Annotated in this window: 17 protein-coding genes; 1 reads left to right on the top strand and 16 read right to left on the bottom strand. The window is 52.9% G+C overall.

The window, feature by feature from the left end; all coding sequences use genetic code 11:
- The first annotated feature begins 225 nt into the window (after positions 1–225).
- On the top strand, positions 226–1068 hold the full coding sequence (locus J3353_RS06250; RefSeq protein ID WP_207684429.1) for a helix-turn-helix domain-containing protein: 843 nt from the start codon (positions 226–228) through the stop codon (positions 1066–1068).
- Between the two features lie 429 nt (positions 1069–1497).
- On the opposite strand, the gene J3353_RS06245 is transcribed toward J3353_RS06250, so the two are convergent.
- The 16 genes from J3353_RS06245 to J3353_RS16575 form a co-directional block, all read right to left on the bottom strand.
- The gene (locus J3353_RS06245; RefSeq protein WP_207684428.1) at positions 1498–2175 is read right to left on the bottom strand and encodes a DUF4405 domain-containing protein; all 678 of its coding nucleotides are present in this window, start codon (positions 2173–2175) and stop codon (positions 1498–1500) included.
- A 4-nt stretch (positions 2176–2179) separates the two neighbouring features.
- Positions 2180–2986, bottom strand: a complete 807-nt coding sequence (locus tag J3353_RS06240; protein WP_370569170.1) for a prolyl oligopeptidase family serine peptidase — start codon at positions 2984–2986, stop codon at positions 2180–2182.
- Between the two features lie 71 nt (positions 2987–3057).
- The gene (locus tag J3353_RS06235; RefSeq protein WP_207684427.1) at positions 3058–3903 is read right to left on the bottom strand and encodes an aldo/keto reductase; all 846 of its coding nucleotides are present in this window, start codon (positions 3901–3903) and stop codon (positions 3058–3060) included.
- A gap of 22 nt (positions 3904–3925) precedes the next feature.
- Complete coding sequence (locus tag J3353_RS06230) at positions 3926–4927, bottom strand: aldo/keto reductase (RefSeq protein ID WP_207684426.1); 1002 nt, start codon at positions 4925–4927, stop codon at positions 3926–3928.
- Position 4928: 1 nt separating this feature from the next.
- Positions 4929–5378 (bottom strand): flavodoxin family protein, encoded by a 450-nt coding sequence (locus J3353_RS06225; protein WP_177530035.1) that lies wholly within the window; start codon positions 5376–5378, stop codon positions 4929–4931.
- Positions 5379–5390: 12 nt separating this feature from the next.
- A complete protein-coding gene (locus J3353_RS06220; protein WP_207684425.1) occupies positions 5391–5930 on the bottom strand; it encodes a flavodoxin family protein in 540 nt (179 codons plus the stop codon).
- Positions 5931–5944: 14 nt separating this feature from the next.
- Complete coding sequence (locus J3353_RS06215) at positions 5945–6694, bottom strand: carboxymuconolactone decarboxylase family protein (protein WP_207684424.1); 750 nt, start codon at positions 6692–6694, stop codon at positions 5945–5947.
- Between the two features lie 13 nt (positions 6695–6707).
- Positions 6708–7328 carry a flavodoxin family protein gene (locus J3353_RS06210; RefSeq protein ID WP_177530038.1) on the bottom strand — a complete coding sequence of 207 codons (621 nt, stop codon included), beginning with the start codon at positions 7326–7328 and terminating at the stop codon, positions 6708–6710.
- Between the two features lie 12 nt (positions 7329–7340).
- Positions 7341–8438, bottom strand: coding sequence for an alpha/beta hydrolase (locus J3353_RS06205; protein ID WP_242700876.1), 1098 nt, complete (start codon positions 8436–8438; stop codon positions 7341–7343).
- Between the two features lie 26 nt (positions 8439–8464).
- Entirely contained in the window at positions 8465–9142 is a 678-nt protein-coding gene (locus J3353_RS06200) for a flavodoxin (RefSeq protein ID WP_207684422.1), read from the bottom strand.
- 32 nt (positions 9143–9174) lie between these two features.
- Entirely contained in the window at positions 9175–10332 is a 1158-nt protein-coding gene (locus J3353_RS06195; RefSeq protein WP_207684421.1) for an iron-containing alcohol dehydrogenase, read from the bottom strand.
- 22 nt (positions 10333–10354) lie between these two features.
- Entirely contained in the window at positions 10355–11158 is an 804-nt protein-coding gene (locus J3353_RS06190) for an alpha/beta hydrolase (RefSeq protein ID WP_370569168.1), read from the bottom strand.
- A gap of 279 nt (positions 11159–11437) precedes the next feature.
- The gene (locus J3353_RS06185; RefSeq protein WP_207684419.1) at positions 11438–12340 is read right to left on the bottom strand and encodes a LysR family transcriptional regulator; all 903 of its coding nucleotides are present in this window, start codon (positions 12338–12340) and stop codon (positions 11438–11440) included.
- Between the two features lie 17 nt (positions 12341–12357).
- Positions 12358–12627: a 23S rRNA methyltransferase gene (locus tag J3353_RS06180; protein ID WP_370569167.1), complete on the bottom strand. Its 270-nt coding sequence runs from the start codon at positions 12625–12627 to the stop codon at positions 12358–12360.
- Positions 12608–14407, bottom strand: coding sequence for a recombinase family protein (locus tag J3353_RS06175; RefSeq protein ID WP_207684418.1), 1800 nt, complete (start codon positions 14405–14407; stop codon positions 12608–12610). Before J3353_RS06175 ends, J3353_RS06180 begins: the two co-directional genes overlap by 20 nt.
- A 65-nt stretch (positions 14408–14472) precedes the next feature.
- Positions 14473–14709, bottom strand: a complete 237-nt coding sequence (locus J3353_RS16575) for an SHOCT domain-containing protein (RefSeq protein ID WP_015536580.1) — start codon at positions 14707–14709, stop codon at positions 14473–14475.
- Between the last annotated feature and the right edge of the window lie 9 nt (positions 14710–14718).

Genomic DNA, 14718 nt, shown 5'->3' with positions numbered 1-14718 from the left:
TGGTACGCGGAATGCGATACTTCTCCGGAAGCATATCCTCATCGGACGATCATGAAATTTTCAAGGTGCTGCGTGGTTTACGTCTAAATTTTAGTAAGAAAACAGGCTCTTTCCCGTATATCCAAGAGGTAGGAAAAGTCGGATGAAAGTAGGATTTTTCCACGCTTTGAGACAAAAACGGAAAAGCATGATATAATACAGAAAAATGGAAAAGGAGACTGCTGTATGCAAGTCAAGCTGACAATCGGAGAGCGGTTGAAAGATTTACGAGTAGAGCGAAAGCTGACGTTGGAGCAGCTTGCCGCCGAGGTGGGTATCTCAAAATCCGCACTCGGCAAATATGAATCGGATAACGGCAAGGACATCAGCCCGTACAGCATTTTGGTGCTGGCTGACTATTACGGTGTTTCCTGCGACTATCTGATGGGGCGGACGGAAACAAAAAATCACCCAAACACAGCTCTGCATGAGCTGCATTTGGGTGATGCTTCGATTGATGTATTAAGAACAGGCAAGTTCAACCACCGGCTGCTGTCGGAGCTGATCTGCCACAAGGATTTCCAGCGGTTCATGCTGGACGCTGAGATTTACGTTGACCGGATCGCGGATATGCGGGTCAACGATATGAATGCCGTGCTGGAAGCTGTCCGGCAGATGGCATTGATGAAAAATGGCGGCGAAGAAAATGACCTGCATCTGCGGACATTAGAAGTGGCGCAGATTCGGGAAGATGAATATTTCGGAAGCCTGATTGCGGATGATCTGAAAGGTATCCTTCGTGACATTCGGAGTGAACACCGCCCCGACACCATGACGGCGGATGAAATCTCCCTTGCAGCAACTATGCAGGATCAGTTACAGGATGCGATGAACTTTGAGGGAAGCTCCGAGGAAAAGAAAGCGAAAGCATTGCTTTCCATATTGGGGATTGATTACGATGCCATCACAATGGAACAATTTGTCAACTTGATCGAGGTACTAAAGCTGTCCAAGCACCTGAAAACTCCCATCAGCCAGCGTGGGAAAACGACCATGACCCACGGCAAGGGAAAGCGGAAGAAACGCTGAAACAAAGGCAGCGCTGTGGTGGGACGAAGGCTTTTATATACCTCTGCTTCCTTTTCCGGACAGGCGGATTTTGTTTCTCAAAAATCCTGCATTTGTGCCGCAACTCACGTCACAAAACCCGCCTGTCCTACTGCCGCGAAAAAGCGTTTGCCGCCACACTCTGCCCCATTGCTGAGTACGCCGTCAACCCCTTTCCCGCGTCAGCCGGAAGCAAAGGTATAACACACTAGACTTTCCTGCGGAAAATCGTGTGCCAACAGGGATGCTCGCACCCCTATTGGAAACCCAGCGTCAAAGGGATGTTCCCTTTGAAATCCCTCATTTTCTTCGCAGGCGCATATGCAAACTGCAAAAGCAACAGCTTGAAAATAAAAAAACGCTGCAATCTTCGCCATATAATTGGGCGAAAATTGCAGCGTTTTATCACACTCAATGTAAATAAAAAGTGGGCAGCCTTTTCAACAGCATTGATATAAGATATCCAATCAGCACGAACATCACCATTACGGAGAGATAGTCGATCAGAAAGATGAGCACCGGCTCGGTATAATCGTAGAATATGAAGTGGCTTCTGAGCAGCAGATACAAACTAACGCCTCTGCGTCGGAAAGCGAACGCGCCATATACTGCCCAGAGCCAGCCGATCAGTCGCAGGCTCCACGTCCGCAAAGGCGAGGGCTGCAAGTGCTTGCGCGCCATCGCCAGCATCATGCTCCAGTGAAATCCCAGATGCAGGCTCATACAGACGAAGCCCCAGTAGGCGCAGAGGATATGCACCTGCTGTGCAAGCTCATAGCCGCCGTGCTTTGGAAAAAACGCAAATACATAACGGGACAGCACAACGCCGCTAATCATTGAACCGGACATAGAAAGAAAGATGATTCCGACCAACGCCGTCTGAACCATGCGGATGGGCGTGTATTTGCCCTTTCCGACTGCCAACAGCCACTTTCGGTTGAGTATATGGTGTGCCACGAACAGAGCGAACATTCCCATACCGATCCACTCGTGGGCTGCCTCGCCCACAAGACCGTAGGCCATCAGAAGCAGCATGGACACCGACATGGCCGCATCTACGGCGATTTTTATTTTGAGAGTTGGTTTCATGTCCTCATCCTTTGCTGTGAGAGATCACCCAGTTCAAATTGTCTGGTTCATCAAAGACCACATTAGCTCCACCGTGGTAGTTATAAATGCCCTTTTCGTTGAAGAAGGAATTATTGGGCGTTTCAATACGAAGAACCTGGTCGATGTCGGCATCGCTCCAACCGGCATTTTCATAGGCATCGTGGAGATTTTCGTAAGCCGAGCGGGCCTTGGCGCTGCCGTAATACTCGTCACCGTCGGCCATGTAGATATAAATCGCCACGCTATTCTCCGCAATGGGTGCATAGCTGCCATCCCACTGAGAAGCGCCGTGGAGATAGGCGGCGTACAGGTCGGGCCGCATGGCTACCGCACGGGACATGGTCTCGCCGCCTGCGGAATACCCGGCGGCATAGACCCGGCTGGTATCCACGGCAAAACGATTGATAAAGTATTCCGTTAGTTCAATGGCCTGCCGGGCGGATTTTTCACCCCAGTCAGTGAGCTGTGCAGAAACCACGACCATCTCGGTGTCCAGCCTTGTCCATGCGGTAAAGCCACTCCAATTCAGATTGCTGCCGGAAGAATCTTCACCGAACCACATCATGTTATAGCCTGGCATAACGACCATCATCGGAAACTTGCGGCTGCCATCGTAACTGTCTGGCAAATAATAGCTGTAATGGATGTCACCGTCCGCGCCGGAGAAGATTTGCTCTGCAAACAGGCCAGTCTGAACCGGCTCCGATGTGACAGCCGATGCTGTGCTTTCCAACGGTTCTTCCGTCAGTTCGGCACTCGGTGCAGGCGTTGTCTCCGGCTGGGTCGGCACTGCTGTACCGGCTCCGCACCCCGCGAGAGTCAGTATCAACACAAGAGTCACCGAAAGCGAAAAAAATCGATTCACTTCTGCTCGTCCACCGGCGGAACCATTTCCGCGTACTTTTTGAGCATTTCCGGGGTGCTGGTGTAGTAGCGCACGTTCTTGTTGAGGGCAGCGACCTGCGCCATTTCGTCCTCTGTCAGAGCAAAGTCGAACAGGTCAAAGTTGGACTTGATATGGTCGGGGTTCTTGGATCCGGGGATGACGATGTTGCCGCTCTGGATGTGCCAGCGGAGAATGATCTGAGGCGCGGACTTACCGTACTTCTTGCCAAGCTGAGCAAACAGCGGCTCCTGAAGCAGTGCCTTGTCGCCGTGGCCCAGCGGATACCACGCCTGCGGCACAATGCCGTTCTCCTTCAGAAAGGCTTTCAGCTCCGGCTCCTGATGGTAGGGGTGCAGCTCTGTCTGCAAGACAGCGGGCTTCACTTCGCAGATAGAGAGGATTTCCTCGATCTGTTCCTTGTTGAAGTTGGACAGGCCAATGGCACGCACCTTGCCCTCCTTGTACGCCTTTTCCATCTGGCGGTAGCCCGCCACATAGTTGCCTGCGGGCTGGTGGATCAGCAGCAGGTCGATGTAGGGAGTATCCAAACGGGCAAGAGTCTTGTACACTGTGTCCGGTTGCTCATAGAAGCTGGGCCACAGCTTCGTTTCGAGGAAAATCTCCTCCCGCTGCAAGCCGGACTTCTTCATGGCGCGGCCAACGGCCTTTTCATTCACATAGGCGTTTGCCGTGTCGATCAGGCGATAGCCGTTCTGCAAAGCGCTGACGCAGGAGGCCTCCGCTTCGTCCGGGGTCAGAAGAAATGTGCCGATACCGGCCATGGGCATTTTCACGCCGTTATTGAGATTTGCATATTCCATAAAACAACATCCTTTCTAAAAATTATTTGCTTACGATTTTGCTGCCGCCGAACACCTCTGACATCTCCATGTCGTTCAGCGCCTCGTCGATGACGCTGACTTCTTCGGCGGACAGCATAACATCTGCCGCGCCGGCGTTTTCAAGCAGGCGGCTCAACCGGCGTGTGCCGGGAATAGGTACGAGGTACGGCTTCTTGCACAGCATCCATGCCAGTGAGATTTGTGCTGGCGTGGCATTGTTCTGCCCTGCCAGCTTTTGAAGCAAAGTAAGAAGATCGTGGTTGCGGTCAATATTCTCCGGCTGGAACTGAGGCATGACGCTGCGGTAGTCTGTCCCGGCGTCAAACCGTGAGCTCTTATCATACTTGCCGGAGAGGAAACCGTTAGCCAGCGGCGAGAACGCCACATAGCCGATGTGCAGTTCTTCCAACACAGGAAACAGATCTTCATGCCAACGTGCCATCATAGAATAGCGGTTCTGGATGGCTGTCACCGGGCAGACCGCATGGGCGCGGCGGATGGTGTCCTCCGTGGCTTCGGACAGCCCCCAGTGGGTGATCTTGCCCTCGCGGATGAGGTCGGCCATTACGCCCGCCACTTCCTCAATGGGGATCTTCGGGTCCAGCCGGTGCTGGTAATACAGGTCAATGTGGTCGGTGCCCAGCCGTTTCAGAGACGCTTCCACCGATGCACGGATGACCTCCGGACGGGAATCCGGTACCAGCGGCTTATTGGTGGCGGTGCTGCTCATGTCAAAGTGAATGCCAAACTTGGTGGCAAGCACGATTTTGTCCCGATAGGGCTTCAGCGCCGCCCCCACCAGTTCCTCATTGTCATGTGGGTGCTCCGGTGTACCATAGACCTCCGCAGTATCAAAGAAGGTATAGCCCAGATCCACTGCCTGTGCCAGCAGCTCCGTCATTTCCTTTTTGTCGGCCGGTGCACCATAGGCGTGACTCATGCCCATACATCCAAGGCCAACAGCGGAAACGGTCAAATCACTCCCCAAAGTACGGTACTGCATTTTACACTTCCTTGTTTAGCTGGACAGCCTCGGCTTTGTTGGTCACCATGCCGCCATAGGCCATGCCGTAGAGCGCGGCGAAGCGCTTCATGGTGTACTCGCCCGCCTCCAGCATCCATTTTTCAGGGGCAGCGCCCTGAAATACAAAGTACAGCCTGCGGCCGGACAGCGAACCGTTTTCCACCTTACCATAGAACCGGTCCAGCACATTGCGGACGCTGCCGCAGATATTGTGCCAGTAGACAGGAGAGCCGATGACGATGGTATCCGCCTGCTTCATGGCGTTGATAACAGCATCCAGTCCGTCACCGGGAAGGTTCTGGCCGTAAGCGCCGATGGTGTAGTCAGTCAGATTCAGGGTTTCATATTCTTTGCCTTTCAGCAGCTCCGCTGCCAGCGCGGCGGTGTTGCCGTTCTTGTTGGGACTGCCGTTGATAAATAAAATGCTCATAGCAATGCTCCTTTACACATTCTTTCCCATTTCATAGGCCTGCTTCATAGCGAGGGTATTTTTCACCTTGCCCGGCTCATAGACGCCACTGCCGATGATAACACCCTTTTCTACTGCACTCTCCACGCAGTCGGCATAGCCTCGGAAGCAAGCCAGCGTGGTGTCAGCGGACGAATGGGCTTCGTCTGCCATCGTGACGATGTAGTAAAACTCCTTGTTCTTGACCTCCAGCCAGCGGGCAACCGTGCGGTCAATGACCGCTTTGAGTTGGGCGTCGATGGAGTAGAAATAGACCGGACTGGCCAGCACCAGCACATCGGAATCGATCATCTTTTGCAGGACTTCGGCCATGTCATCCTTGTAAACGCAGGCTCCGCCGTGGTCACGGCAGTAGTAGCAGGCGGAACAGGGGTGGATCTTCTTGCTTGCCACACGGATCTTTTCCACCTCGTTACCCGCTTCCTGTGCGCCCCGTGCGAATTCGTCACACAGAATGTCCGAGTTGCCGCCTTTGCGGGGACTTCCGGACAGGATCAAAACTTTCTTGCTCATGGTAACCTGTCTCCTCATTTCAGTTTTCGATATTCTTCTTCACTGACCGGCTCACACCACTGACTGCGGCAGTTTTCTCCAGGTACTTCCACAGCCAGATGGGAAAACCAGCTGTCCGGCGCAGCGCCGTGCCAGTGCTTTACACCGGGCATAATGTTGATCACATCGCCGGGGTGCAGCTCCTGCGGCTCTTTGCCCCATTCCTGATAGTAACCGCGCCCAGCCACGCAGATAAGGATCTGTCCGCCGCCTTTGTCCGCCTCGTGGATGTGCCAGTTGTTACGGCAGCCGGGTTCAAAGGTTACATTGAATATTTTGACCTGTGCCGTGGAAATCGGCGCAAGATAGCTCTGCCCGCTGAAATACTGTGCGAAACCGTCATTGGGCGCTCCGATGGGAAATATCATACTGTTTTGATGACGCTGCTTTTCGTCGGTGCTTTCCTCGTCTGCCCAGATGTCCTTTGCCATGCGGAATGCTGCCCATGCCTTCGGCCAACCCGCATAAAATGCGGCGTGTGTCAGGATCTCCGCAATTTCGCTGCGGGTGATACCGTTTTCTTTTGCCATTGCCAGATGATGACCGAAGGAGGTATCCGTCAGCCCCTGCGCCATCAGTGCTGTCACGGTGATGAGGGAACGGTCGCGTGCAGAAAGCTCGCTTTCCCGGCTCCAAACCTCACCGAAAAGAACATCATCATTGAGCTGTGCGAACTTCGGCGCAAATTCACCAAGCACATCTCTGCCTGCTGTAATTTTTCTCATAAAGCAACACCCCTTATCTGTGAAAGTTTGTGAAAATCAGTGGTTCCTTCTGAGGCAAGCCGATCTGCTCCTTACCCAACTGAAAGGACTTCATCATAAACGCCATGTTGCGCCCCAGTGTCCGCATGGTCTGCAAGCCCTCAGCATCCTGCGCTACTTCTTCGGCCGAGCCGCCGTAGACCATGTTCCAGTACTGGCTGGAGGCTACCGGCATCCCGGTCATGGTAAAATACTTGTTCAACACATCGAAGGTGGCGGTGTTGCCGCCCCGGCGGCAGGTGACTACCGCCGCCCCCACCTTCATGGTCTTGTCGATGCCGAGGGTGCTGAAAAACAATCGGTCCATGAAGGAGATGGCTCCGCCTGCGGGGGAGGCAAAGTATACCGGGCAGCCGATGACAAAGGCGTCCGCCTCTGCCAGTTTTGGTGCAACTTCATTGACCACATCGTCAAACACGCATTTGCCTGTCTGAGCACATTTGCGGCAGGCAATACAACCGCGAATGTCCTTGTTGCCCACATGGAGCAGCTCCACTTCGATGTCCTCGGCCTCTAGGGTGTTTTTCAGTTCGGTCAGGGCGGTATATGTGCAGCCCCTTGGATGGGGACTACCGTTTACTAACAGTGCTTTCATCGAAATCACTCCTTATGCGAAAATTGTTTCCAGCCATGCGGCGTAGTCCTTAACCCAACCACCATCGGAGCCGAAGCCGTGAGGCCAGCCGTTCAGCACGATGCGCCCGGTGGAAATGCCCATTCCAGAGATCACATCATATTGCTGCTGGAACTGACGATAGAAAGGGTCCTCGGTGCCGTAGACATAGAAGGTCGGCGGCAAATCGCCCTCGGTCAACCAGCTTGCATCCATATTTCCCACGCTGAGGCGGCCATAGAAGGAATAGATCATGCCTGCGGCGGAGGCATAGGCGAGAACGGCGTCCAGCTCGTCCGGCACATAGGTGCTGTCCAGCGCCGTGCCGGTCACATATTCGTCATAGTGCATCAGAAATTCACCAGCCTGAATGCCGCCCGCCGAAAAGCCCATGACGGCAATATCATCTGGGTCAATACCATAGATCTCCTCATTTTTGCGGACAAAACGGACGGCTCTCGCCACATCCAGCGCACCTTCCTCCTGCGTATAGGGAGACAGGCGGTAGTCTACGATGAAGGTCTGAAAGCCCAGCTCTCGCAGTGCTGCGGCGGTGGGCAGCGAATCGGTGTAGTTGCCCCGAAACTGATAAGCGCCGCCCGCCATCAGCACCACCGCGCCTTTTGGCTTCACGCCATCCCGGACGGGGATAGCGGTGACATAGGGGCGGAAGTTCCAGTCATCGAAATATCCGGTCATATCCTGCGTAAATTTCGTCCTGGCGGGGACATTGCCTTCCTCCCAGAGATAGAGCACTTGAATGTTTGCAGGGTCTGCTGCCGTGTTCAGCACGGTGTTATTACCTGCCGGTTCCGGCATCTTTTGCAGCATGGCTGTGCGGGAATAATCGGAAATCTTGCCGCTGCCGTAGTTATATGCATCAGGAAAATCGTCCGGCGTGGCTACGGTGTCCGTCGAAGATCCGTCGCGCAGATCATCGATGGGGGTGGTGGAAGCAGAACTGCTTTCGTTTGGTTTCGTTGTCATAGCATCCTCAATAGCCGCAACGCCGTTTTCCAGCTCACCGCCGGGAGTCCCGACGGACTCCCGGCCACAGGCGGTCAGCGACACGACCATGAGAACTGCAAGCATTGCGGCGAAAACTCTGTTCCTACGCATTACAGACCCAGTCCATTGACCCAGGACTGCACATCATCACTGGAAACGCCGGAGGAGAACCGCTGGCCTTCCTGCCACTCGCCGGTACCGGCCATGTCGGCCAGCAAACTGCCGCTCTGACCCATGCCGGATGAGGAAGAAGTGGCAAAGGGGATGACGGTCTTGCCGGTGAAATCATTGTTTTTTACAAAGGTGTCCACGGGCCACGCTGCAATACCCCACCAGATGGGATAACCGATGAACACAGTGTCATAGGAATCCCAATCGGGAACATCCGTGGTGGTCAGGGGCACATCCCGCAGGGACTCGTCGTCATGTTCACGGCTGACGCGGCTGTCGGGGTCCGTCCAGTTCAGGTCCTCGCTGGTGTAGACTTCGGTGGGAACAATCTCAAAGAGGTTGGCACCGGCGGCCTCTGCAATATCCTTGGCCACCCGCTCGGTGTTACCGGAAGCGGAGTAGTAGACCACCAGTGTCTTGCCGGTCTCGGGCTGGGTCGCCGGCTCGGATTCTGCGGGAGCGGTCGAGGAGCTTTCGGACGGTTCCGTGGCGGGCTGTTCGGTCGGCGCAGAGGTTTCGGGCTGCGTGGTGGAAGATGCAGGCTTGTTGACAGAGCCGCAGGCGGCAAGGCTAAGTACGAGCACGACGCTCAGCAGTAGTGCAGTCAGTTTTTTCATGATAAAATCATCCTTTCAATTCAATTTTAGTTTTATTTACATTCGCAGAGAATGTCATATATTTCATCGTGGGTCAACTTTTTGCAGCAGCCGGGGGTGAGAACGGTGGAATCCGCGATGGCGCGAAAATCGGTGTCATCGGGGATACCCAGCTCTGCAAAGCTGGTCGACAGACCAATTTCCTTGATGAACGCAGCCAGTGCGTCGATACCGGCAGCAGCCGTCTCCTCAATGCTGCCCTTGGGTGCGACACCCCAGACATTCTGCGCAAACCGTGCAAACCGCGCCGCGCCGGACTTGTAGATATGGCGGTACAGAACGGGGTGGATCACCGCCAGACCTGCACCGTGGTTGCAGTTGGTGTACGCGCCCAACTGGTGCTCCAGCATATGGCACTGGAAGTCCGTGACTTTTCCGATCTTCAGAACGCCGTTCTCTGCCATCGCGGACGCCCACGCCAGCTCACTGCGGGCATCGTAATTCTCCGGGTCGGTCAGCAGCACGCGGGTGTTGCGAATGACGCTACGCATGACGGCTTCGCTGATGTCATCGGAAAGATTGTTTTCATCCGGCTTTCCAAAGTAGGTCTCCATGGCGTGACTCAGGGTATCAAAGGCACCGGAGATGATCTGCTTCATGGGAACGGACAGGGTATAGCTGGGGTCGAGGAAGGCAAAATCCGCCTGTGCGCCCCAAAGAGCGCCCTTGATTTTCTTTTCCTCGTGGGTGATGACGGCACCGTTATTCATCTCGCTGCCGGTACCGAACACCGTGACGATGGTGCCGAGGGGGATAAACTCCGTTGGGAATGTGTGCTTGGTGTTCTCCAGTTCCCAAATGTCCTCGTCCAGTTTGGCCTGCGCGGAGATGACCTTGCAGCAATCGGACACGCTGCCGCCGCCCACGGCGAGGATGAGGTCCACATGATTTTCCCGCGCCAGCTTTGCGCCCTCCTGCGCCTTGGCATAGGTGGGATTGGGCATGATGCGGTCGAACTCCACGACACGCTTGCCGGCGGCGTTCAGAATGTCCATGATCTCATCATACACGCCATTGCGCTTGATGGAGCCGCCGCCGTAGGCCAGCATGACGGTTTCGCCGTAGTTCCCCAGCAGACAGCCAAGATACTCCTTGACACCGCCCTTGCCGAAATACACCTTGGTCTTGTTTTCAAAAATAAAGTTGTTCATAAAAACGCATCCTTTCTGAATGTTATTTCTTCATTTGCTGTTCCCAAAAGGAAACGGCATCATTGATCCAGCCTTCGGCGCTGGTTCCAGTCCCAAGTCCAAAGCCGTGACCCAGACCGGAATACACATGAAACTCCGTATCGATCCCGGCCTGCTGCATGGCTTCGAGTCGCGCCTGCATGACCCGCCAGTTGGCGATGCCGTCCCTGTCACCGACACAGGCATAGGTGGGCGGATCGCTTTCGAAATACTCGCTCAGTCCCGTGTACTGCATGATGACCGCACCGGGACGGGGCAGATCGCCGCCGCCAAAGGCTTCTGCACCGTAAGACCCAAGCCACGCCGCCATTCGCGCTCCTGCCGAGCCGCCCCATAGGGAGTAGCAATCGGTTTCCACTTCCAGTTCGTCCGCATGGTCAAAGATGAAGCGGATGGCTCTTGCCAAGTCCTCGCAGGCGGTCTGTGCGCCGGGGCGATAAATGAGAGCGAAGGCGTTGTAGCCCTTTTTGGAAAGCTCCAGCGCATGAGGGAAGCTGTCCTGCATGGCCCCCACATAGGCAAAGGCACCGCCTGCATTGCAGATGGCGAACTTCTCGCCGGGGATTCCCTTGAAGAAAAACAATCCTGTATCTTCTTTGGCAGGGTCAGCCGCCTTTTCCTCGTCGGTGTAGATGTCATAGAAGATGGTTTGTCCGTCCGCTGCCCGCTCTCGCAGGGTGTTCACGATCTCCACCGTTTCGTCTGGATCAATATGGCTGTAGTAGGTCAGTTGAAGTTCTTCCAGAGTGTCGCCGCTGTAATAGGCATCCTCTACAGGGAACAGCAACCGTCCGTAAGAACCGAATATTGGAGCATTCTTCACATCTTTGATTTTGCTTTCCCTTGTAAATGCTGCTGTTTGGGGTAGAGTGGTTTCCGTAGGTTCCTGCGGTTCACGAGCGCCGCAACCGCTCAGCAGAAGCGCCGTACAAAACAGCAGCGCAGAGAAACATCCAAGCTTCATATCATCATCTGCCTTTTCCTGAACTTCTGCCTATAGTATAAACAAAGCGAGACTTCAAGAGAAGTCTCGCTTTGTTCATCAGCATATACCTTTGGGTTATAATCAGCCGTACAGTTCTTTTCTGACGGCCTTCGCCGCATCCAGAAACCGCCGTACCGTAGGCGTCGGCTCCGGGGAATGGAGGATGCCGTAGGGGATGTTGTGTTCCCATTCGACAGGAATGACCTTTAGAAGCGGATGGACATTCGCCCAGCCGGGAATCGCCAGCAGCACATCGTTGGTGTTCTCGCAGCGGTTGAACACGTCCATGCTGTAAAAATCAAAATCCACAATGTGAATTTGCGGGTGGTGCTGCCACAGATCGTCCCGAAGCTGATCGACATAGTGGCTCCAGCCGCGGTGCATCAGCAGCAGATTCTCCCCATAGAGGTCAGAAACTTGCAGCTTGTCTTTGTCCGCCAGCCGGTGGTGGATGGAGACTGCACAGCAGAAGCGCCCCCGCGTCAGCTCCAACCCGGCACAGCCCCGCAGGTGCAGCATGGTCTCATCAAAAATACCGCCTACAATATCAATGTTTTTGCCGAGATTGGCAAGAATTTCCCGCGCATTTTCCGGCGTGTTCTCAAAGGGCACGATCTGGAATTTAATATCGGGGTGCAATGCTTGCACTCTCGACCAGAGATCCATCAAAAGCTGTGCGGGCGTCATGGGGGACGAGCCGATGCGGATGATATTCTCATCCTCCTGCATGGCGTTTTTTGCCCGAGTCACGGAGTCCCGGCAATACTGGATGATATATTTTGCATCCTGGTACATAGAACGCCCAGCTTTTGTGAGTTGCAGCCCCCGGTGGCTACGGTCGAAGAGCTTCACGCCGAGGGATTCTTCTAAAAGATTGATTTGCTTGATGACAGCCGTGGGCGTGATGTAGCTTTCTTCGGCGGCTTTGTTGAAACTGCCTGCATCCGCCACGCGCAGAAAAGTTTCAAGCTGTGGGTTATACATGAAGCACCTCCTTTATTTTATAGCATTCCAAAATGTTTCAATGCCTCCGTAATGGCTCTTTCCTTTTCCAGTGGGCATTGTGGCTGCCTGGCATCGTCAGACTTGGGCTTGTTGTAATTCTCCCGCTCAATAATGCCGTGTTTCTGCTTTACCTGCGCGATATAAAGACTACTAACCTTCAATCCGCTGTGTTCCAGAACATACTCCTTGATTTGCCAATAGGTTGCCATTCCTCTTTTATCCTGCACCATTTCTTCCACATCCACATCAATATTGATATGTGTCACAGGATTTCTCAGAACTAAGAGACAAACCGTCTCGACGTGTGTCGTCGCTGGAATCGGAACACATGGATTCAGCCTCGTTAGAAGCATGGGAACACAAAACAGCAGGGGAGTGGTTCTCCTTGCTATTCTTGCGAAGCGGCTTGAAATTCTTGCCGTCCACACTGTTTTTGAACCCGGTCTTGTAAACAAAGACAATCATGTAGGGGTCTTTGTTCCCATTACTATCATAACCGCCTACGATTACTTTTTCAACTATACTTTCAAAAATACGTCGGTCAAAAGTGTCCAGAACCTCGTTCTGTTCAAGGGTCTGCCGAAACGTGGCAACACGCTTGCGCATTGTAGATTCGGTTTCGGCTGCATCTTGCAGGCTTTCACACTCTTTCTGCAACTGCTCAATCTGGCTGGACAGGTCCAAATACTTTCGGTCGTAGGTCTCCTTGTCGATGGTATCTTCAAGACGCATATCAACCAGCTTGTTTTTCTTGACTTCCAGAGCGTGAATATCTCTTTCGGCTTTCGCAAGACGCTTGCCCGCGTTGCTTTCAGAAAGAGTTTCTTCTGTCCGTTTCATAAACTCGTCCAGAACATCCTTGTTATTCTGGCACAAGAGGCGATAAGATTCTACAAAAGCCCGCTCAATCGTTCTTTCGTCAACGCCCTTGCTCTCCGGGCAGAACTTTTTTCCTTTTTTGGTGGAAACAACACATTGCCAGATAGCTTTATTATACTGTGAACTGCTATGCCAACTCCTCCTTGTCAGGGTGCCACCACAGAAACCACATTCTATCATGCAGCTAAAAGCGTATTTCCGGCTGAACTTTTCACGTTTGCCGTCTACATTAAGGCTGCGGGGCTTTGCACGCCGCCGCAAAATTTCTTGGGCGGCTTCAAAGACTTCTTCCGAAATAATGGGCTCGTGGTGCTCACGAATATAAAATTGATCTTCCTCGCCGAAGTTGTACAGACGCCGTTTTGAAATAGGGTCAACGGTGAATGTCTTTCCTAACAAAATGTCGCCTTTGTATTTTTCGTTTTTGATAATGCCGATTACGGTACTGTCCGCCCATTTGGGACTGCCGCGTTTGGTTTTATAACCTAAGTTTTCAAGTTCTTTGGCAATAACCGAACCACCGGCACCCTCCGTGTATCGCTGAAAAATGTAACGGACAACAGCCGCTTCTTCTTCGTTGACGGTGAGGGTTTTGTCCTCTGGATTGTAGTCATAGCCTAAACAGCCCTGAAAACCGACCAGCTCACCGCGCTGCATTTTCATCTTCAAGCCCTTTTTGACATTCGCAGAAATATTTTCGACTTCCTGCTGTGCAACAGAACTTAAAATCACAAGGAGCAGTTCGCCGTCCATAGTAAGGGTGTTGATGTTTTCTTCTTCAAAAAACACAGCCACACCTTTATCTTTGAGCATCCGAACATATTTCAGAGTGTCAAGCGTGTTTCGTGCAAACCGCGAAATGGATTTGGTAATCACCATGTCCACGTCACCGTTCATACAGTCGTTGATTAACCGCTGGAAATCCTCGCGCTTTTTCACCTGCGTACCTGTGATAGCTTCATCAGCATAGATGCCTGCCAAAGACCATTCCGGCTTACTTTTTATAAGTTCGGTATAGTATTCGACCTGCGACTTGTAGCTGTTCAGCTGATCTTCGGTATCGGTGCTGACACGACAATAGGCGGCTACGCGCAGCCTTTTTTCAAAGTTTGTGCGCGCTCGTGGAGAGAGCGTGTTTCGCGCTTTAATGACTTCAACATCTTTCATGCTTGACCTCCTTGTTAAATGTGTTCCTTTCATTGCGTTAATCATAACGCCAATGCAACACAAAATCAAGAGGATAGTTCGGAAACCACACGATAATCTTTCATTAAGCGCTGCTTGATAAGGGAATACTCTCTATCGGTTATGAGCTTTCTTTCTAACAGCTGCTTCAAAAAAGCAAGCTGAATGCTATAACGTATCAAATTTTGTTCTTTCAAAAATATCCCCCTTTCACAAAATAAAAAATGAGCCAACGGACGGCTGCTGGCAGCAACCCACGGGAATCTCACCCCTGCATTCCTCATGCAGCCCTA

The organism is Faecalibacterium sp. Marseille-Q4137 (assembly GCF_017377535.1).
Classification (GTDB): Bacteria; Bacillota; Clostridia; order Oscillospirales; family Ruminococcaceae; genus Faecalibacterium; species Faecalibacterium duncaniae.
Note: the sequence above shows the minus strand (reverse complement) of the source record. Positions and strands in the feature narration are given on the sequence as shown.